This is a genomic window from Sulfuricurvum sp., from assembly GCF_041651515.1.
Lineage (GTDB): Bacteria > Campylobacterota > Campylobacteria > Campylobacterales > Sulfurimonadaceae > Sulfuricurvum.
Genome location: NZ_JBAZJF010000001.1, coordinates 588,984 through 607,006, shown reverse-complemented (window position 1 = coordinate 607,006; position 18,023 = coordinate 588,984). Strand labels below are relative to the sequence as shown.

The 18,023-nt window shown below is 46.9% G+C and carries 16 protein-coding genes and 6 tRNA genes; 15 read left to right on the top strand and 7 right to left on the bottom strand.

Annotation, left to right across the window (positions count from 1 at the left end; genetic code table 11):
- The first annotated feature begins 8 nt into the window (after positions 1-8).
- From WC407_RS02995 to WC407_RS02940, 12 genes are all read left to right on the top strand, one after another.
- Complete coding sequence (locus tag WC407_RS02995; RefSeq protein WP_373021094.1) at positions 9-308, top strand: lipid asymmetry maintenance protein MlaB; 300 nt, start codon at positions 9-11, stop codon at positions 306-308.
- Entirely contained in the window at positions 305-2,314 is a 2,010-nt protein-coding gene (locus WC407_RS02990) for a chemotaxis protein CheA (protein WP_373021060.1), read from the top strand. Before WC407_RS02995 ends, WC407_RS02990 begins: the two co-directional genes overlap by 4 nt.
- A gap of 99 nt (positions 2,315-2,413) precedes the next feature.
- The gene (locus WC407_RS02985; RefSeq protein WP_373021058.1) at positions 2,414-4,993 is read left to right on the top strand and encodes a methyl-accepting chemotaxis protein; all 2,580 of its coding nucleotides are present in this window, start codon (positions 2,414-2,416) and stop codon (positions 4,991-4,993) included.
- Between the two features lie 13 nt (positions 4,994-5,006).
- Positions 5,007-5,501 carry a chemotaxis protein CheW gene (locus WC407_RS02980; protein WP_373021057.1) on the top strand — a complete coding sequence of 165 codons (495 nt, stop codon included), beginning with the start codon at positions 5,007-5,009 and terminating at the stop codon, positions 5,499-5,501.
- Between the two features lie 9 nt (positions 5,502-5,510).
- A complete protein-coding gene (locus WC407_RS02975) occupies positions 5,511-6,452 on the top strand; it encodes a chemotaxis protein CheW (protein WP_373021056.1) in 942 nt (313 codons plus the stop codon).
- A 15-nt stretch (positions 6,453-6,467) separates the two neighbouring features.
- Positions 6,468-7,268 carry a protein-glutamate O-methyltransferase CheR gene (locus WC407_RS02970; RefSeq protein ID WP_373021055.1) on the top strand — a complete coding sequence of 267 codons (801 nt, stop codon included), beginning with the start codon at positions 6,468-6,470 and terminating at the stop codon, positions 7,266-7,268.
- Positions 7,265-8,350, top strand: coding sequence for a chemotaxis response regulator protein-glutamate methylesterase (locus tag WC407_RS02965; RefSeq protein ID WP_373021054.1), 1,086 nt, complete (start codon positions 7,265-7,267; stop codon positions 8,348-8,350). Before WC407_RS02970 ends, WC407_RS02965 begins: the two co-directional genes overlap by 4 nt.
- Positions 8,351-8,353: 3 nt before the next feature.
- Positions 8,354-9,424 (top strand): response regulator, encoded by a 1,071-nt coding sequence (locus tag WC407_RS02960; RefSeq protein ID WP_373021053.1) that lies wholly within the window; start codon positions 8,354-8,356, stop codon positions 9,422-9,424.
- Between the two features lie 52 nt (positions 9,425-9,476).
- The gene (locus tag WC407_RS02955) at positions 9,477-9,887 is read left to right on the top strand and encodes a hypothetical protein (protein ID WP_373021052.1); all 411 of its coding nucleotides are present in this window, start codon (positions 9,477-9,479) and stop codon (positions 9,885-9,887) included.
- Positions 9,888-9,909: 22 nt separating this feature from the next.
- On the top strand, positions 9,910-10,116 hold the full coding sequence (locus tag WC407_RS02950) for a hypothetical protein (RefSeq protein WP_373021051.1): 207 nt from the start codon (positions 9,910-9,912) through the stop codon (positions 10,114-10,116).
- Positions 10,117-10,239: 123 nt separating this feature from the next.
- Positions 10,240-11,460 (top strand): methyl-accepting chemotaxis protein, encoded by a 1,221-nt coding sequence (locus WC407_RS02945; protein ID WP_373021050.1) that lies wholly within the window; start codon positions 10,240-10,242, stop codon positions 11,458-11,460.
- Positions 11,461-11,493: 33 nt separating this feature from the next.
- Positions 11,494-11,877, top strand: a complete 384-nt coding sequence (locus tag WC407_RS02940; RefSeq protein ID WP_373021049.1) for a PAS domain-containing protein — start codon at positions 11,494-11,496, stop codon at positions 11,875-11,877.
- A gap of 79 nt (positions 11,878-11,956) precedes the next feature.
- Here the strand turns inward: WC407_RS02940 and WC407_RS02935 are convergent.
- The 7 genes from WC407_RS02935 to WC407_RS02905 form a co-directional block, all read right to left on the bottom strand.
- A tRNA-Asp gene (locus tag WC407_RS02935) sits at positions 11,957-12,033 on the bottom strand.
- A 12-nt stretch (positions 12,034-12,045) separates the two neighbouring features.
- Positions 12,046-12,121, bottom strand: a tRNA-Val gene (locus WC407_RS02930).
- Positions 12,122-12,153: 32 nt separating this feature from the next.
- Positions 12,154-12,230: transfer RNA gene (locus WC407_RS02925), tRNA-Asp, on the bottom strand.
- Positions 12,231-12,242: 12 nt separating this feature from the next.
- A tRNA-Val gene (locus WC407_RS02920) sits at positions 12,243-12,318 on the bottom strand.
- Between the two features lie 27 nt (positions 12,319-12,345).
- A tRNA-Glu gene (locus tag WC407_RS02915) sits at positions 12,346-12,421 on the bottom strand.
- Positions 12,422-12,437: 16 nt separating this feature from the next.
- Positions 12,438-12,513: transfer RNA gene (locus WC407_RS02910), tRNA-Lys, on the bottom strand.
- A 78-nt stretch (positions 12,514-12,591) separates the two neighbouring features.
- Positions 12,592-13,686 (bottom strand): CinA family protein, encoded by a 1,095-nt coding sequence (locus tag WC407_RS02905; protein ID WP_373021048.1) that lies wholly within the window; start codon positions 13,684-13,686, stop codon positions 12,592-12,594.
- Positions 13,687-13,796: 110 nt separating this feature from the next.
- Between WC407_RS02905 and ileS the strand changes: the two genes are divergently transcribed.
- The 3 genes from ileS to gatA are packed head-to-tail and all read left to right on the top strand — an operon-like array spanning position 13,797 to position 18,021.
- Entirely contained in the window at positions 13,797-16,556 is a 2,760-nt protein-coding gene (gene ileS, locus WC407_RS02900) for an isoleucine--tRNA ligase (RefSeq protein ID WP_373021047.1), read from the top strand.
- A complete protein-coding gene (locus WC407_RS02895) occupies positions 16,553-16,678 on the top strand; it encodes a hypothetical protein (RefSeq protein ID WP_373021046.1) in 126 nt (41 codons plus the stop codon). Before ileS ends, WC407_RS02895 begins: the two co-directional genes overlap by 4 nt.
- Positions 16,675-18,021: an Asp-tRNA(Asn)/Glu-tRNA(Gln) amidotransferase subunit GatA gene (gene gatA / locus WC407_RS02890; protein WP_373021045.1), complete on the top strand. Its 1,347-nt coding sequence runs from the start codon at positions 16,675-16,677 to the stop codon at positions 18,019-18,021. Before WC407_RS02895 ends, gatA begins: the two co-directional genes overlap by 4 nt.
- Positions 18,022-18,023: the final 2 nt, after the last annotated feature.

The window sequence follows — 18,023 nt, the reverse complement described above, 5'->3', positions numbered from 1 at the left end:
TGGAAAGTATGGTAACCATGGACGGTTCATCTTTGCGGTTTGATCCATCGGGCGAACTGAGTATCTATCAGGTCGAAGAGGCACGTAAACAGATCCTCGGATCCTTCGCACAGGCGAAGGAGATTCTGATTGACTTGACCCGTAACGACAAAATAGACACGGCCGGATTTCAACTGCTCCTTTCGCTCATCAAGAGCTGTAAAACCTTCGGTAAAACATGGACGATCGAAGGAATGGGCGGTTCGGCTGAAAATTTTATGGCGCTCTTCGGATACGAATGGGACGCTCCACACAAAGGTGAAGTATGAGCTCGGGTATGAATTTTAGCGATATCGCCAAAGAGTTCCGTGAAGAGTCCCTCGAACTCCTCGAAGCGATGGAGACGTCGCTTATGAGTATCCGTGAAAACGGGATGGACGATGAGATGATCAACGCCGTATTCCGTGCCGCCCACACGATCAAAGGGGCGGCGGGGATGTACAAACTCGACTTTGTCGTCGAGTTTACCCACATCGCCGAAAATCTCCTTGATCAGGTGCGCAACGGGAAAATCAGTATGACCGACGAGCTGGGGGAACTTTTGCTGGAGTGCAAAGACCACATGCAAAATCTTGTCGAGTTTGCCGTTGCTACCAACAACGAAGAAGCACCGACGAGTGAGCTCTCCGAGACGACTGCGCGGCTCGGGGAGGCGTTGTGTGAAACGCTCGGCGAAGAGATGCATTCTCACGGTGCGGAAGTATCTGCGGCTGCAAACGAAGTATGCGGTGAGAAAAACTGGACGATGAAGCTCTCTTTCGGACGGGAGGTGATGGAACAGGGGTTTGAACCGGCGAGCTTTTTGGCCTACCTGCGTCGCAACTCCCGTCTATTTGAATGTCGTGTCGATACGTCAGCCGTCCCCCTTATCGAGGAACTGGAGCCGACGGCGTGTTACGTTTCGTTTACGATCCGTTTTACGACGGCGATAAGCCGTGAAGATATTCTCGATGTGTTCGAGTTTGTCCGCGACGATACGACGATCGATTTGGCAGAAGAGGCTCCGGCGGTTAAAGCCGAAGTCGTTACGTCGTCGGTTGTCAAAGAGGAACCTAAAAAAATCTCTGCTCAGAGTGCCAACACCCAGGTACAGGCGCAGAACGCCTACACGATCCGAGTCGATGCCGAAAAAATCGATCAGCTCATCAACCAAATCGGTGAGATGGTGATCGCCAACGCCAATGTCGTGCAGCAGTCGATCGATCTGAAAAACGGTGAATTGATCGAGTCGGTCTCGATCGTATCACGGATGTTGGAGGATATCCGAGAGAGTGCGATGCAGATACGGATGGTGCAGATCGGAGAGACCTTCAACCGTTTCAAACGGATCGTCATGGATCTCTCCAAAAAACTGGGTAAAGATATCGAACTCATCATCAAAGGGGGCGAAACCGAGTTGGACAAAACGGTGACGGAGAAAATCACCGATCCTCTCGTACATATTATCCGTAACGCGATTGATCACGGGATCGAAATGCCGATGGATCGCGGAACGAAACCCTCTCGCGGTACGTTGATCCTTAACGCCTACCATGATGCGGGGACGGTAGTCATTGAGATCACCGATGACGGTAAAGGGCTGGACGAAGAGGTAATTTACCGTAAAGGGATCGAAAAAGGGATCATAGAAGAGGGTGCACACCTTTCGCAGCAGGAGATTTTCAAACTCATTTTAGAGCCGGGCTTCTCGACGGCACCTGCTGTTACCGACCTATCGGGTCGCGGTGTCGGGATGGATGTTGTTAAGCGGAACATTGAAGCGCTGCGCGGAAACATCGAGATTAAAAGCCGTGTGGGGGAGGGGACGAGTTTCATTATCCGTCTCCCTCTGACTTTGGCAATTATAGACGGATTCTTGGTCAAAGTGGGGGAGACGTTCTATGTCATCCCTCTGGATATGGTCGTTGAGTGTATCGAACTCAGTGATCGCGAAAAAGAGGAGATGCACGGAAACAACTACATCAACCTTCGTGGCACGATCCTCCCCCTCCTTAACGTCGGCGATCTGTTCGATGAGAAAAAAACGGCCGATGCGCGGGCGAATATCGTCGTTGTCCATTATGCGGGGAGACGGTACGGGTTTATTGTGGACGAGCTGTTCGGGGAGTTTCAGACGGTCATAAAACCGCTCGGGAAAATCTTCGCCGACCTCCACGGTATCAGCGGATCGACGATTCTGGGAAGCGGAAAGGTCGCCCTGATTCTCGATGTCCCGATGCTGGTGAACTACATCCTAAGCTTCAAGGGGGGCTCGGATGAAATGAAGAGTGCCTAAACTCTGCCGCGTATGCGGCAAGCTTCAGTGCCATAGCGGCTAGCGTAGCCCAAGGGGCTTTGCCCTTTCGGCGTTTAAATTAATAAAACAGGAGAAACCATGTCTTTAGCAAGTATGGGAGTGAAAAAACAGCTTACGGTGCTGATTACCTCGGCGGTTATCGGTCTTTTTGTGATACTGGGATTGAGTATCGTGCAGATGGGGAGAGTTTACGAGTCGGCCAATTTCAACACGATCAACACCATTCCAAGTCTCGTTGTGATAAACAAGGCCCTTGCTGAAGCCTCTACTCTGCGTGTTTTGACGTGGCAGCACATTGCACAGACAGACCCAGCGGGAATGGCGGCTGGCGAGAAAAAAATCGCTGATGCTAGAACAAAGCTTGAAGCGGCATTTAAAGAGTATGAGCCGCTGATTGCCGATGATAAAGATAGAAAAGGGTTGGAAGCGGACAAAGCGGCATTGGCGGAATACACGGCGTTGCAAGATAAAATCGTAGCTCTTTCCCGCGCAAACCAATCGGAAGAGGCGCTGAAGTTGATGTTGGCCAATCAGGGGATAATAGCAAAATTTACTGAGGCGTTCGATGATCACGCTCAATACAATGTCGATATCGGGAAAAAAGCTGCGGATGATGCTGCATCGATGAAAAGCAGTGCTCTGGTGATACAGGTATTGATCGCTCTGGGTGTTTTGATCACGTTGGTCGTGATTGGGATGATGATCGTTAAAAATATTATGAGTCGCCTCGGTGCCGAGCCTGCCGAAGTAAGTGATATTGCCGATCAAATCGCGGCAGGGAATACAAAGGTTACAATCGACGTTAAAGCCGGAGATACCCTCAGTTTGATGGTATCTATGAAAAAAATGGCGGACACGATCATAGCGATGCAGGCTCAGCTTAATATGTTGATCAACAGTGCCAAAGAGGGTAAACTCAGTGCAAAAGCGTCCACGGATCAATTTAGTGGGGATTGGAAAGCGATTGTAGGGGGCGTTAATGAGATGTTAGCGGTCATCAATGCAGCGGTTGTTGATGACGGTGTCGGCGCATTGGTACGTCTTGCTGAGGGTAACTTTAAACAGCCGATTACGACGGCGTACAAAAACGATTACGATGTGTTTAAACGTGCGGTTAATGATGTTATGTCAGCATTGAACAACATGGGTAATGAGACACAAACTCTTATCGGAAATGCGGCTGAGGGTAAATTGACCTTCCGTGCGGACGATTCACAGTTCAAAGGGGGATACAAAGAGGTCGTTAGCGGTGTCAACAACATGCTCGACATCATCTATGCGGCAGTCGTCACCGACGGTGTAAGTGCTCTTGTCCGTCTTGCGGACGGTAACTTCAAACAGCCGATTACGACCGATTACAAAAACGATTACGATGTGTTTAAACGTGCGGTTAATGACGTTATGTCAGCATTGAACAACATGGGTAATGAGACACAAACGCTTATCAACAATGCGGCAGAGGGTAAATTGACTTTCCGTGCAGAAGATAAAAACTTCAAAGGGGGATACAAAGAGGTCGTTAGCGGTGTCAATAACATGCTCGACATTATCTATGCGGCGGTAGTGACCGATGGTGTTAATGCATTGGTCAAAATCTCCGATGGGGATTTCTCTACCCGAATCACGACGGAGTACAAAAACGATTACGATGTGTTCAAACAAGCGGTCAACGATATGGCTTCAGCTGTACAAGCGGCAATCGGCGAAGCGGGCGAAGTACTTGGAAAAATGGCAGATGGTGATTTACGTGCCCGTATCCGCAGCGATTTCAAAGGCGATCTCGTAGCGATAAAAACGGCGACCAATGATATGGGATCAAAACTCCAAGATATCATTATCGAAGCACAAAACGCCGCGCTCCAAATCACCTCTGCGTCGGAGCAAGTGAGCGGAACGGCACAAAGTCTCAGCAACGGTGCAACGGAACAAGCGAGCAACCTCGAAGAGACAGCTGCCGCCATCGAAGAGATGACGGGAAGCATCAACCTAAACGCCGAAAACGCAAAACGTACCGATGAGATGGCATCCAACGCCTCTAAAATGGCGGAAGACGGCGGAGCGGCAGTCGATATGACGGTCGATGCGATGAAAGAGATCGCGGGCAAAATCAGTATTATCGAAGATATCGCGTATCAAACCAATCTCCTAGCCCTCAATGCGGCAATCGAAGCGGCGCGTGCGGGTGAACACGGTAAAGGGTTCGCCGTGGTCGCGGTCGAAGTACGTAAACTGGCAGAGCGCAGCCAAGTAGCGGCGCAAGAGATCGGAAAAATCACGGGAGACAGTGTCAAAGTTTCCGAGCGTGCTGGGGAACTTATCAAAGAGATCATCCCGAATATCCGTAAAACCGCCGAACTTGTCCAAGAGATCGCGGCAGCATCGGCGGAGCAAAACGCGGGAATCGAACAAATCAACGGTTCTATGACACAGCTGGATAGCGTAACACAGCAAAATGCGGCAGGAAGTGAAGAGTTGGCATCGGCGTCTGAAGAGATGACGGCTCAGGCCGAAGGGCTGCGTTCTATGATGTCGTTCTTTATCGTCGATGATAGCAGCGCAAAATTAGGCTCAAAGGTGATGGCTCCGGTTAAAAAATTGACCGAAACCAAACTTGCCGAAACCAAAGCGGTAGACAAGAAAGATTTCAAGACATTCTGAAAACGGGGCACCTATGGCTGAACTTACGCAAAAAAACGCAGAGGGACATCAGTACCTCTCGTTCTACCTTAAAAACGAGATGTTTGCAATCAACGTCGGCTATGTCCGCGAAATCATCGAGTACACGCAGATCACCCGTGTACCAATGATGCAGAGCTTTATCGCCGGAGTTACCAATATTCGCGGAAACGTCATCCCCGTACTCGATCTCTCCGGCAGACTGGGATTGGGGATTAGTGATATCAGCAAAAAAAGCTGCATCATTACGATCGAAACACTTATAGGGGACGAAGAGACCGAAGTGGGGATCATCGTCGATATGGTCGATCAGGTCTACGATATCTCCCCCTCCCACAAGATGGAAGCGCCCGAATTCGGCTCCAAAATCCGAAAAGATTTTATGCAGATGATGGCAAAAGTAGATGAACGCTTTATCACTCTGCTCGACATGGAGGGGATTCTCGATATCGTTGAACTCTCCCGCGTTACCCGAAAACGAAACGTATAAGGAGCTAGGATGGATATCCAAGAACATGACAACAGAGCCAGTCAAATCGACAGCGCCGATGAACTGATCCGGCTGGTCACGTCCAATGCCGACGTGACGAGCCAGTACGTTATATTTCGCAACGGTTATGATGAACTTTTCGCTATCAATGTTGCCAAAGTCGAAGAGCTGATCGTCAATAAAGAGCTGAATATCGCAATCAACTCCGAAAACAGCGGAACCCTTTTAGGGACGGCAAAAATCCGCGACGAGATGTGTTCGATCATCCATTTCGACCGATGGCTGGGACACGGTGAAAACGGTGAGTGCGAGTATGAACTCATTATAGTTTGTAATTTCGGACATCAGCGGGTCGGTATCATCATCAAAAACGTCATCGGTATCCAAAATATTGAGGCGGAAAAACTGATCGATAACTCGTCGCGCGATCCGAAAAGTGCGCAGATTACCGAAATGAATATCGCAGGGGAAAATAAGCTCTGTATTGTTTTCAACTCCGATGCGCTCCTCACCGAGGTGTTCCCTGAATCGCACGCCCATGAGATGAATAAGATCAGTTCACTGGATAACCTCGCCATTACGAAAAAGATCCTTTTTTGCGATGACAGTAAAATCATTCAAAAAGCGGTCGAAATGGCGATGTCCCAAATGAAACTTGATTTTGAGGTGTTTGATAACGGCAAAGCGTTATGGGATCGACTGAATGCTCTGAATGCGGACGACATCGCCCTTATCCTCAGTGACATCGAAATGCCGGTGATGGACGGTATGGCATTGCTGCGCGAGGTGAAAAACAATGCCGCAACACGGACGATTCCGTTTGTGATGAATACCAATATGGCAAATCCCTCGATCATCGATCAGGCGAAACGGCACGGTGTCGATCATGTCATCCATAAACTCGATGTGGAAGATTTGCAGCAAAAAATTCAACAATATGCCCGTGTCTAATAAAGGCTCCTCCTTATGATTAGTAACCGCGCATTTGAAAAACTGACCTCTTTGGTGAAACACCACAGCGGAATTCACCTCGCCGAATCGAAAAAACAGCTTGTGGTCGGACGTCTCTCTAAGAGACTCCGACACCTTAATCTTGAGGATTACGAAGCCTATCATGATCATTGTATCGCCTCTCCAGAAGAGCTAGAAACGATGATTAACACCATCACAACCAATGAAACCAGCTTTTTTAGAGAGTCGCATCATTTTGACTTTATGGGTGAGACCATCTTGCCGCGTGTTACCAACGGACCGTTTCGGGTATGGAGTGCGGCAGCGAGTATCGGTGCGGAGGGGTACAGCATCGCGATGGAACTGGACAATGGTCTTACGAGCAGGGGAATCGAGTGGGAGGTGATCGGAACCGATATCAACACTGAAGTGCTTAAACAAGCCTCAGAAGGGCTCTATCCGATCCGTTTTGCTGATCAGATCGACGAAACGTACCTTAAACGCTATTGTCTCAAAGGGACGGGACGGCATGAGGGGGAATTTCTGATTGATGATTATTTGCGACACAAAGTGAGCTTTCAAAGTGCGAATCTGATGGTTCCGATTTCGAGCGATTTGGGGAAATTCGATGTGATCTTTTTGCGTAATATGCTGATTTATTTTGATAATGAAAACAAGAAAAAAATTGTCGAAAACGTCTTAAAAGTCTTAAAACCAAACGGCTATCTTTTTATCGGTCATGCCGAAACGATAGGACATATTACCACCTCCGTCCGGCAAATCCGCCCCACAATTTATAAAAACGAGAAAAAATGAGCGAAAAAATAGCCCTGTTTATCGTGGATGATTCGGCAATTGCCCGTACAACGATCACTGCCATGTTGGAGAATGAGACCGATATCGCTCTGCACGGCAGCGCATCCGATCCGATTCTAGCCGAAGCGAAATTCAATCGTATCGGTTGGCCGGATGTGATTATCCTCGATATCGAGATGCCCCGTATGGACGGGCTCACTTTTTTGCGTAAAATCATGAAAGAGCATCCTACCCCCGTTATTATCTGCTCATCCGTCGCTCAAAGCGGAAGCCGAAATGCGATGGAAGCTCTCTCTCTGGGAGCGGTAGAGGTGATTGCCAAGCCCGAAGTGGGATTAAAAAGCTTTTTGGAAGAGTCGCACTACACCCTCATCCATGCAATCAAAGCGGCATACGCTGCAAAAGAGGGGATGAAACGGCGTTCTTCTCCGCCGCCGCTCAAGCGAGTTGTCTCAAAGGAGAGCGCAAAACTAAACGCCGATTCGGTGCTCATTCTCAAACCGAATGTGACACATATGCGTACTCACAGTGTAATCGCAATAGGTTCTTCGACGGGAGGGGTGCAAACATTGGAAAAAATACTCCCCAATTTACCGGAAAAAATACCGCCGATCTTGATCACTCAGCATATGCCGGTGGGATTTACTAAATCACTTGCAGATCGGCTCAATCGCCTCTGCACCATCAGTGTCAAAGAAGCAGAAAACGGGGATAAATTGCTAAATGGGCGTGCTTTGATTGCACCGGGAGACAAGCATATGACCCTTAAACGCTCCGGCAATTCGTATATCGTAGAGATCAAAGACGGTCCGAAAGTAAGCCGTCACAAACCGAGTGTCGATGTCCTTTTTCGCTCCTGTGCCAACGAAGCGGGGGCTAATGCCGTGGGATTTTTGCTGACGGGGATGGGGGATGATGGCGCCAAAGGGCTCAAAGAGATGCTTGAACGCGGTGCCAAAACCTATTCGCAGGACGAAGAGAGCTGTATCGTATACGGTATGCCTAAAGCGGCGGTAGAGATTGGGGCTTCAATGGGGATTTTAACCCCGGAACAAATCATAGAGACCATCAAAAAAGGGTAATGTATGTACGCAAAGATACTCAAAGAATCGGCGAAGCAGCTCACACTTCTAGCGGTAGAAAATTGTCCGACGAGTCGCGATGCCATCGGGAAACATCTTGGCCATTTTTTTAAAAGTATCACGTATGTCTCAAATGCAGAAGAGGCGTTATGGCTTTATAAGAGCGAAAAGTTTGATTTGATATTGGTAGATATAGATACCTTTAGCGGCGATGCGTATCGCTTCATCGACAACGTCCATCGACATGATCTTTTTCAGGCAATGGCGGTGTGCAGTTCGCGCAGTGATGATGCGGAGTTGATGTTGAAACTCCTAAACTCTCAAATCGCCTGTTTTATCCCTAAACCTGCTGAATCCAATACGATGTACCAACTTCTATCGAAAGTGTGTGGAAAGATTCAAGATCGTGCCGTACTGATGCATTACCTAGAGACGCTTGAAAATCAAAACGAAACAGCGCTCTCAAAATCGTGTCGATCAGAATGTCCGATGAAAGTTGAACTCAAACCGATACAGGAGATCAAACCTGCTCCTCAATCGACACCAGTGGATGAGGAAGAGGATTTCCTGTTTTTTCCTGAACCCTCTAGCAGTATCCCAACACTCAGTGAAGATACCTCGATCTATCAAGACTATTTTAGCTTTTTGGATTTTGATGACCGAGAAGAGCTCCATGATCAGCTCAGTGACATCGATTCGTCACTGCTGAACGCCTTTTCGGATAGAGGAGCTGACCCTCAGTTTATCAGCCGTTTAGGGAACTCTTTGATGCGGTATGGGAATGTACTCCTTCACTATCAGTTTTTCAGCGATATGGGGACGTCAATCTTGGAATTCGGTAAAACGATCAGCGATGAGTCCCAGATGATTGCGGAGCGCTCAAACGAGTTTCAGATGCTGATCGGCGGGTTTTGTTCGGGGCTTCAAACGTATATGGCTGAAGTGTGGGATAGTGAGTCGGCGAATCCCAAATTTTTTAACGATTCGATTATCAATGATGCGCAGACAATTATAGGGATGATGGCTCCGGCTCCAGCTTCAAGCGGTGATGATGACGACTTATTCTTTTTTTGATAGCTGAGTTCGCCCTGCGCGGAAATAAAATAAAAAACACTAAAGGTACTCAATGGAATACGGCAAAACAGAAGATATCTTATCTTCTATCGTAGATATATTAAAACACATCGAAAGTGTTCAAAAAGATGTCTTGGAACTTTCGGAACGCTCGGTAATGACATTTCACACCTTTATCGAAGAGAACCATCTTACCCCCGATGCAAAAACGCTCGAAGGATTCCAATACCAAGATATTATCACGCAGCAGCTCAGTGCGGTGAGCGAAGCGATCGGTATGATCGAAGCCAATATCAACGTCTATCTTCATGCCGTTAAACATGACCAAAATACCCTGGGGGCGAGTATCGAAAAACTCTCCTCCAAATTAATGAAATCTCTTCAAACGGCAAAAGAGAAACAAGAAGCGTTCAGCGGCAATGCCATTGATCCGAATCACGGAGAATCAATCGAGTTTTTTTAAACTATAAATCAAGGAGAACACAATGGAGCAAATGAAAGATATTGCAGCTTTTAAAGCAATCAATGAGGATATCAAAGCAATTTTAGGGGAGTTGGATAAACATATTTCGGATTATCCTTATTTTGATTATAGGGATGTGAGTAAAAACAACAAAGCCTTTGTAGAGTTGCTGGATAAATTACTTGAAGCACGGTGCACGATCGAAGAGCTCAAAAAATACCATTTTTAACCCGATATAGGTCACATTACGGTCATATTTTTCTCTTTTTTCATGACCGTTATAGCCGCATCAATTTGCTACTATTCTGCACAACAAATAAGTTAATATAATTCAACGTAAAGGAAAAGAGTAATGAGCGATTTTCAAATACTTCAGACCTTTATCAAAGATTACAATCGTCTGGTATGTCAAGAAATCAATGAAATCCCGACGCTCCCCTCTCTATCCCCTAATTCGGAATACCAAGAGTTTTATACGCTCTTATACGAGGGTGTAAACGCCTATAAAGGGAGACGAAACACCGAAAATATCATGTTCGGTCAGTTGGGATTAGGGCTGTTCGCGCTGCAACAGGGGAATTTTATACCGATTCATATCGAACAGGGAAGTACGAGTATGGTTGCAGAAACGATTGAATATTTCAACCGTTTTGTCGTTGCCATGCAAAAAACCGCTGAGGATATTCGTATCCTCTCTGAAGCCGTTCGCAAGGGGGATTTTACCGTGACCGTAGGTGAGAGCCAATGGGAGGGAAATATGCTGAATCTGGTGGAGGGGATTAACCGTCTGCTCGCTGAAATCAACCTCATGCTCAGCGAATCGTATACCAACGGAGTGAAGCTCTCCCAGTCGGCGGATAATCTCAAACAATCGACCGAATCGCTCAGCTCTGCGACGACACAGCAAGCGGCCGCGCTCGATCAAACCGTCGCTTCGCTCGAAGAACTGAGCGAACAGGTTCAAACGAATACGGAACACACGGTGCGTATGAGTATCATTGCCAATGAGGCAAAATCGGCAGTTGAAGAGGGGAACGTACTGGTAAAGCATACGGTAGATGCAGTTACTGAAATTAACCGTGCGACCGAAGAGATGCATGATGCTCTCAAAATCATCGACAATATTGCTTCTCAAACCAATATCCTCAGTTTGAATGCCGCGATCGAAGCGACCCGTGCCGGAACGGCAGGCAGAGGGTTTGCCGTAGTGGCTGTCGAAGTGCGCAAGCTGGCAGCACGGAGTGCCGAAGCGGCTAAAAATATCCGTAATCTGAGTGATATTGCTTATACAAAGTCGGATGAAGCGTTAAAAATCTCCGATAGGATGATTCGGGGTTTTAAGACGATCAATACAAAAATTTCGGAAACGGCAACGATTGTAGGTCAAGTAGCGCTTGCCTCTAATGAGCAGATGTTGGGGATTACTCAGATAAACCGAGCCGTTCATGAACTTGAAACAGTAACGGAGAGCAACTCTCAAATTGCGGAAGATACAGATTGTGTAGCCCAAGAAGTGTCGGTATTGGCAACGCAGATTGTCGAAGATACATCATCAAAAAAATTTATAAGTTAATCCAAAGAAACTGAACAGATAAGGAGGGTGTTTATGGCTGAAATTCATATGACCGAACGGATGCTCATTATATCCGAGACCGACGAGCGGGGAATTATCACCTTTGCCAATGAAGATTTTGTGAGGATGAGCGGATACAGCTACCCTGAGCTTATAGGAAAACCGCATAATATTTTGCGCCACCCCGATATGCCCTCATCCGCATTCGGTGATTTATGGAAAACGGTCAAAAATAACCAAATTTGGAACGGTTTTGTCTGCAACCGATGTAAAAACGGCGACTATTACTGGGTCTATGCGACAGTAGCAGCACTCAAAGCGTCTGATGGATCCCGACATTATCTTTCGATACGACGTCGTCCTACAAGAGAAGAAGTGGAATATTATTCAGCACTGTACAAAACGATGAAAGAATAGGGGAATAGTATAACATAGCGCGATAAAACAAGGTTTATGGGCGGATAATAGTAGAAAGAGGGAGTGTTCTAAAAGTATATGGCGCAGCGGACGGGACTCGAACCCGCGACCTCCTGCGTGACAGGCAGGCATTCTAACCAACTGAACTACCGCTGCAGCCAAAAATAATGGTGGGAATTACAAGACTCGAACTTGTGACATCTACCTTGTAAGGGTAGCGCTCTACCAACTGAGCTAAACTCCCGAGAGTTTTAAAATATAAATCGAAATAACATATGGCGCAGCGGACGGGACTCGAACCCGCGACCTCCTGCGTGACAGGCAGGCATTCTAACCAACTGAACTACCGCTGCAGCCAAAAATAATGGTGGGAATTACAAGACTCGAACTTGTGACATCTACCTTGTAAGGGTAGCGCTCTACCAACTGAGCTAAACTCCCGAAAATCGAAAATAACGTTTGAACAAATGGCGACCCCTAAAGGATTTGAACCTCTGTTCCTACCATGAAGTGATAGTGTCCTTGGCCACTAGACGAAAGGGTCACTGAAATCAACAATATGGTGTCCCGTGATGGATTCGAACCATCGACCCCTTCATTAAAAGTGAAATGCTCTACCAGCTGAGCTAACGGGACCTCTTCAACCATCAAACTAGCACGATTGTGAGGGCGAAATTATAGGGGAAAGATCTCGTTTTGTCAAGCTAATTTTGCTTATGCACTAAAAAACAGTTCTCGGTCTATGTTTACAAGCATTTTAACGGCCATTAAGACACTTTGTTCTTGAATGTAGTTTCGATCTCCCTCGAAATGAAACCGCTCGGTATGTACCGATGTTTTGGAGCGTGCACTGATATAGACGGTTCCGACCGGCTTTGCATCGCTTCCGCCGCTGGGACCTGCCACTCCGCTGATGGAGAGTGCATAATCCGAGAAACTGACGTTCATAGCCCCCTCCGACATTTGGAGGACCACTTCGGCACTCACCGCTCCAAATGCCTCTAATGAGTCATCATCAACTGCAAGCCAGTTGGCTTTGAGGGTATTAGAATAGGTAATCAAAGAACCCTCATAGATAGTGGAAGCGCCCCCCTGCGAGGTGAAAAAGTGGGCCAGTAACCCGCCGCTGCAACTTTCGGCGAAGGAGAGCTTTTTGTGGTGTTTGGATAAACGTTCGATAATAAAGGCGGCAATATTACCGGCACTGATTACTTTGTGGTGCATCAATCCTCTGGCTGAAGCGATGAATTGGGCAAGATTACCGTGTTTGCGGGTGTGAACTTTGATTTTGAGCCACCCCTCGATCAATTCACTAAACTCCAGCCGTACATCAAAATTTTGCGCCAATGGGTCGAGAAGGGTCTGTGCACTGCTGAGATCTTCATTAAAAAGGTGGATGATGGCATTGCGCTGTTCATCGTCAATCAAAATAGGAGGGAGTGCTTTACCTTCTGTGGCAAGGATAACGTTAATGTCGGAGCTGTTATGGCTGAGTAGATAGCTTCCTTCTTCGAGAATACTCGCACGGGAAGGGATAAGCATGTGATCTTTTAAAATCTGATTATCGGCGGTAACGGTGCTGAGGAGCTTCCCTACAATGGTAAACGTATTTTTGGTTGTGATGATAATGAGTTTGGATTCATTTTTTAGGAGCAATTCGAGATGTAAAAAAAGTCCTTTGTCTGACTCATCAAAATAGCTGATGGTGTCAATGGTGGAGAGTTTTGCTTTGATGTTTCGGAGAATGTAACGCTCGAATGCCTCATTGAGAATGAGACGACTTCCTACAAAAATAACGTCACGTTTCATGAACACAATCTCCAATATAAATTTGGGATAGTATAGCACAGTGACAGCAAATTTTAATCACCTTAAAGCTATAATGCAGCACTTTTACTATGAAAAATTTAAGGGATCCGATGGATTACAAAGAGACCCTCCTTTTACCTCAGACTGAGTTTCCGATGCGCGGAAATCTTGTTGCAAATGAGCCTGCACGCTACAGTGCATGGATTGCCAAAGATGTGTACAGCCGGATGAAAACCAACCGTAAAGGTGCACAAACTTTTACGTTGCACGACGGGCCGCCGTATGCCAACGGCCATACCCATATCGGTCATGCACTCAATAAAATCCTCAAAGATATTATTGTCAAATACCATTATTTTAACGGTAAATCGGTCCGTTTTACCCCCGGCTGGGACTGTCACGGTTTGCCGATCGAACAGCAAGTTGAGAAAAAACTCGGCGGAAAACAGAAAAAAGAGCTTCTTAACACCGCTGAAGTACGACAAATGTGCCGTGCCCATGCGGCCGAATTTGTTGATATTCAACGTGAAGAGTTTAAAAAACTGGGTGTCATTGCCGATTGGGATCATCCGTATTTGACGATGGATTCCAAGTTTGAGGCGAACATTTACCGTACTTTGTGTTCCGTTGCCAAAAAAGGGCTATTGATCGAGCGCTCAAAACCGGTTTATTGGAGCTGGGCAGAGCGAACGGCACTTGCCGAAGCGGAAGTGGAGTACGAAGACAAAGAGGACTATTCGATCTATGTCGCGTTTGAATTAAACGATGACGCTAAAATCCGTGCAGGGATCGAAGGTAACGCTGCAATCGTTATCTGGACGACGACTCCGTGGACCCTTCCCGCCAATACCGGGATTTCACTTAACCCTGAAGAGGTGTATGTTCGTACGAGTGACGGATACATCGTGGCTGAAAAACGGTATGAGGCATTGATCGAAGAGGGTGTCTTTAGCGGAACGGTTGTTCAAAAAATCGATGCTAAAAAGTTTGAGAATCTTTATGCGATTAACCCGTTGAACGGACGCGGTTCTCATTTGGTTCTGGGCGAGCACGTTTTGATGGAAAACGGTTCGGGATGTGTTCATACCGCACCGGGACACGGAGAAGATGACTACCGTATCGGGTTGCGCTATAACCTCGAAGTGGTGATGCCGGTCGATGAGACGGGATGCTACGATAATACGGTGGTAAAAGAAAAACTTCTCCCAACTCCGGAAGAGTTTGTCGGAATGCATATTTTTAAAGCAAATGAGCCGATTATTGCATTATTAGGCGAGAGTGCATTGAAAGTCTCTAAATTCCGTCACTCCTATCCCCACTGCTGGCGTTCTCATACCCCGCTTATTTATCGTGCAACAAAGCAATGGTTTATCAGTGTGGACGGCACCCCTGAGGGTGAGAGTAAAACCCTTCGCGAAATCGCGCAAGCCGAAGTGGCCAAAACAGCCTTTTACCCTGAGAGTGGACGCAACCGTTTAGGCTCAATGGTCGAAAATCGTCCTGACTGGTGTATTTCACGCCAGCGAGACTGGGGAGTTCCTATTGCATTTTTCCGTGTCAAAGCGACCGGAGAGGTGATTCTTGAGGAAAAAGTGCTTAATTTCATCGCGATGATATTTGAAATGCACAGTACCGATGCGTGGTATTCGATGTCTATCGAAGAGCTTCTTTATCCTGGGTGTCCGTATAAAGCGGATGAACTCGAAAAAGTTTCGGATATTCTCGATGTCTGGTTTGACAGCGGTTCAACGTGGAATGCCGTTCTTAAATCACGTAACTACGATGCCGGAACCTATCCTGCCGATTTGTACATCGAAGGGTCCGACCAGCATCGCGGATGGTTCCAATCTTCCCTCTTTTTGAGTACGGCAGTGGAACATATCGCTCCGTACAAAGCACTTCTTACACACGGATTTACCGTCGATGAGAAGGGCGAGAAGATGTCAAAATCCAAAGGGAACGTGGTCGCTCCCGATACGGTGCTCAAAGAGTACGGTTCAGAGATTTTACGTCTATGGGTAGCGATGAGCGATTATCAGGGGGATTTGAAAATCTCCGGCAATATTCTCAAACAAACGGCAGAGCAGTATCGTAAACTGCGTAATACGTTCCGCATTATGTTGGCCAATCTTGACGGATTAGAAGCAATTCTTCCCTACAGTGAAATGGGTGAGATTGACCGATGGATCGTGGCCAAAGCCAAAGAGGTATTTGACGAGACGGATCGCTTGTTCAGTGAATACAATTTCGTTCACGGTATGAGTGCGTTGAACTATTTTATCGTCAATGAACTCAGCGGTGTCTATATCGATATCAGCAAAGACCGCATGTACTGTGACGGTGCGGATTCGATCACTCGCCGCTCATCTCAAAGTGCGATGGCGATTATTGCCCGCTCTATGCTCGGACTGATCGCACCGATTTTAACCTATACCGCCGATGAGATTTTTGAAAATGCTCCTGCAATCATCAAAGGGAGTGCTTCAGATATTTTCGATGTAACGTATCAATCGATTGATCCGGTTGAGAGTACCTGGAATGATGAATATATGAAAGCGGTTCGCGTGGGATTGAATGAAATTGTTGATGGTTTGAAAAAAGAGAAAGTGATCAAGAATACTCTTGAACTTGTTGTCTCCACCACAGCCCCTCAAGCTAAAACACTAAAAAAAGAGGATGCCGAAGAGTATCTGGTTATTTCGAAATGGTGCGCATGCTCTTTAAATGACATTTTGGGTGAATTTGAACTCGAAGGGGAGAAATATTCCATTGCCTTAGCTACCAAAGCTAAATGCCCGCGATGTTGGAAATACCATAGTGTGGATGAAGAGAGTGTGTGTCCACGTTGTGCTTCGGTGGTCGGAAAATGATCGATGTCACACAACCCGTTCCAATGAGTTTTATCATCGAAACGGTAGGGATTATTTTCGCTGTGATCGCTATAGGCATTGTCATGGTAAAACAAGCAAAACGACAAAAGGAACGTGCATGATAACACTCAAAGAGGCGTTAAAACTCTCTCCTGATGAGCTATCAAAGTTCAAAGAAGAGCTAAAAGTAAAAATTTCCGCTTATCCTGAATTGAACGGCTATATTGATGTAGAAAACGTCGGTGAGGGGATCCCCATCGCGATCAAAGACAATATTCAAGTGAACGGATGGTCGGTGACGTCGGGTTCTAATATCCTCAAAGGGTATGTGGCTCCGTACAATGCGACGGTAATTGAGAAACTTTTGGCAAACGGCCTCAGCCCGTTTGGACGTACCAATATGGATGAGTTTGCGATGGGCTCTACGACGGAGAGCAGCTGCTACGGTAAAACTCTCAATCCTCTCAATCATAATTGTGTTCCCGGCGGCAGTTCAGGCGGTTCGGCGGCAGTCGTTGCAGCAGGGCTTGCGATTGCGGCTTTGGGAAGCGATACCGGCGGTTCAATCCGTCAGCCTGCGGCATTTTGCGGTATCGTAGGGATGAAACCGACCTACGGGCGAGTCAGCCGTTACGGACTGGGCGCGTATGCAAGCTCCCTGGATCAAATCGGTCCGATGACTCAAAACGTCGAAGATGCGGCGATTTTATATGACATTATCCAAGGACACGATCCAAAAGACTCAACGAGTGCAGAGCTGGGGGAGGGTAAGGTGAGCGATAAGCTTAACGCTGCGCGTCCTTTGAAAATTGCCATTGTTCCTGAATACGTTAAAGATGCTTCATTGGAAGTGCGCAATGCGTATACTAAAGCAGTTACAGCACTGGAAAATGCGGGACATACCATCATCGAGAAAACCTTGATGGACCCCAAATACGATATTTCGGCCTATTACATCACGGCAACTGCCGAAGCGACAACCAACCTTGCCCGCTATGACGGTATTCGCTACGGGAACCGCGTCGAGGGAGAGAACCTTAAAGATACATTCTTGCAAACACGTTCTCAAGGATTCGGTCCCGAAGTTCAACGCCGTATTATGTTGGGTAACTTTGTCCTCTCCTCGGGATACTATGATGCTTATTATGTTAAGGCACAAAAAGTACGCTCGTTGATTCAAGCGGAGTATAATAAGATTTTCGAAGAGGTGGATCTGATCCTGACTCCCGTTGCTCCTCGAACAGCGTATGAATTCGGTGCATTGAGCGACCCGCTTGAGATGTATTTGAGTGACATATATACGATTTCGGTGAATCTTGCCGGTTTGCCTGCGATTTCACTACCGGTGGATATCGCTGATAACGGAATGCCTGTGGGGCTACAATTGATAGCCAAAGCGTATGATGAACAAGCCCTTTTTGACGGTGCTTTAAGTCTCGAAAACCAACTAAAAATCAAAGGATAATT

What these genes read in the sequence shown, in the direction of transcription:
- WC407_RS02965 (WP_373021054.1), top strand. Translation starts at nt 7,265, where the DNA reads ATGAGCGAAAAAATAGCCCTGTTTATCGTGGATGATTCGGCAATTGCC.
- WC407_RS02905 (WP_373021048.1), bottom strand. Translation starts at nt 13,686, where the DNA reads ATGAAACGTGACGTTATTTTTGTAGGAAGTCGTCTCATTCTCAATGAG.
- WC407_RS02940 (WP_373021049.1), top strand. Translation starts at nt 11,494, where the DNA reads ATGGCTGAAATTCATATGACCGAACGGATGCTCATTATATCCGAGACC.
- WC407_RS02975 (WP_373021056.1), top strand. Translation starts at nt 5,511, where the DNA reads ATGGATATCCAAGAACATGACAACAGAGCCAGTCAAATCGACAGCGCC.
- WC407_RS02980 (WP_373021057.1), top strand. Translation starts at nt 5,007, where the DNA reads ATGGCTGAACTTACGCAAAAAAACGCAGAGGGACATCAGTACCTCTCG.
- WC407_RS02960 (WP_373021053.1), top strand. Translation starts at nt 8,354, where the DNA reads ATGTACGCAAAGATACTCAAAGAATCGGCGAAGCAGCTCACACTTCTA.
- WC407_RS02955 (WP_373021052.1), top strand. Translation starts at nt 9,477, where the DNA reads ATGGAATACGGCAAAACAGAAGATATCTTATCTTCTATCGTAGATATA.
- WC407_RS02950 (WP_373021051.1), top strand. Translation starts at nt 9,910, where the DNA reads ATGGAGCAAATGAAAGATATTGCAGCTTTTAAAGCAATCAATGAGGAT.
- ileS (WP_373021047.1), top strand. Translation starts at nt 13,797, where the DNA reads ATGGATTACAAAGAGACCCTCCTTTTACCTCAGACTGAGTTTCCGATG.
- WC407_RS02970 (WP_373021055.1), top strand. Translation starts at nt 6,468, where the DNA reads ATGATTAGTAACCGCGCATTTGAAAAACTGACCTCTTTGGTGAAACAC.
- WC407_RS02895 (WP_373021046.1), top strand. Translation starts at nt 16,553, where the DNA reads ATGATCGATGTCACACAACCCGTTCCAATGAGTTTTATCATCGAAACG.
- WC407_RS02995 (WP_373021094.1), top strand. Translation starts at nt 9, where the DNA reads ATGGTAACCATGGACGGTTCATCTTTGCGGTTTGATCCATCGGGCGAA.
- WC407_RS02985 (WP_373021058.1), top strand. Translation starts at nt 2,414, where the DNA reads ATGTCTTTAGCAAGTATGGGAGTGAAAAAACAGCTTACGGTGCTGATT.
- WC407_RS02990 (WP_373021060.1), top strand. Translation starts at nt 305, where the DNA reads ATGAGCTCGGGTATGAATTTTAGCGATATCGCCAAAGAGTTCCGTGAA.
- WC407_RS02945 (WP_373021050.1), top strand. Translation starts at nt 10,240, where the DNA reads ATGAGCGATTTTCAAATACTTCAGACCTTTATCAAAGATTACAATCGT.
- gatA (WP_373021045.1), top strand. Translation starts at nt 16,675, where the DNA reads ATGATAACACTCAAAGAGGCGTTAAAACTCTCTCCTGATGAGCTATCA.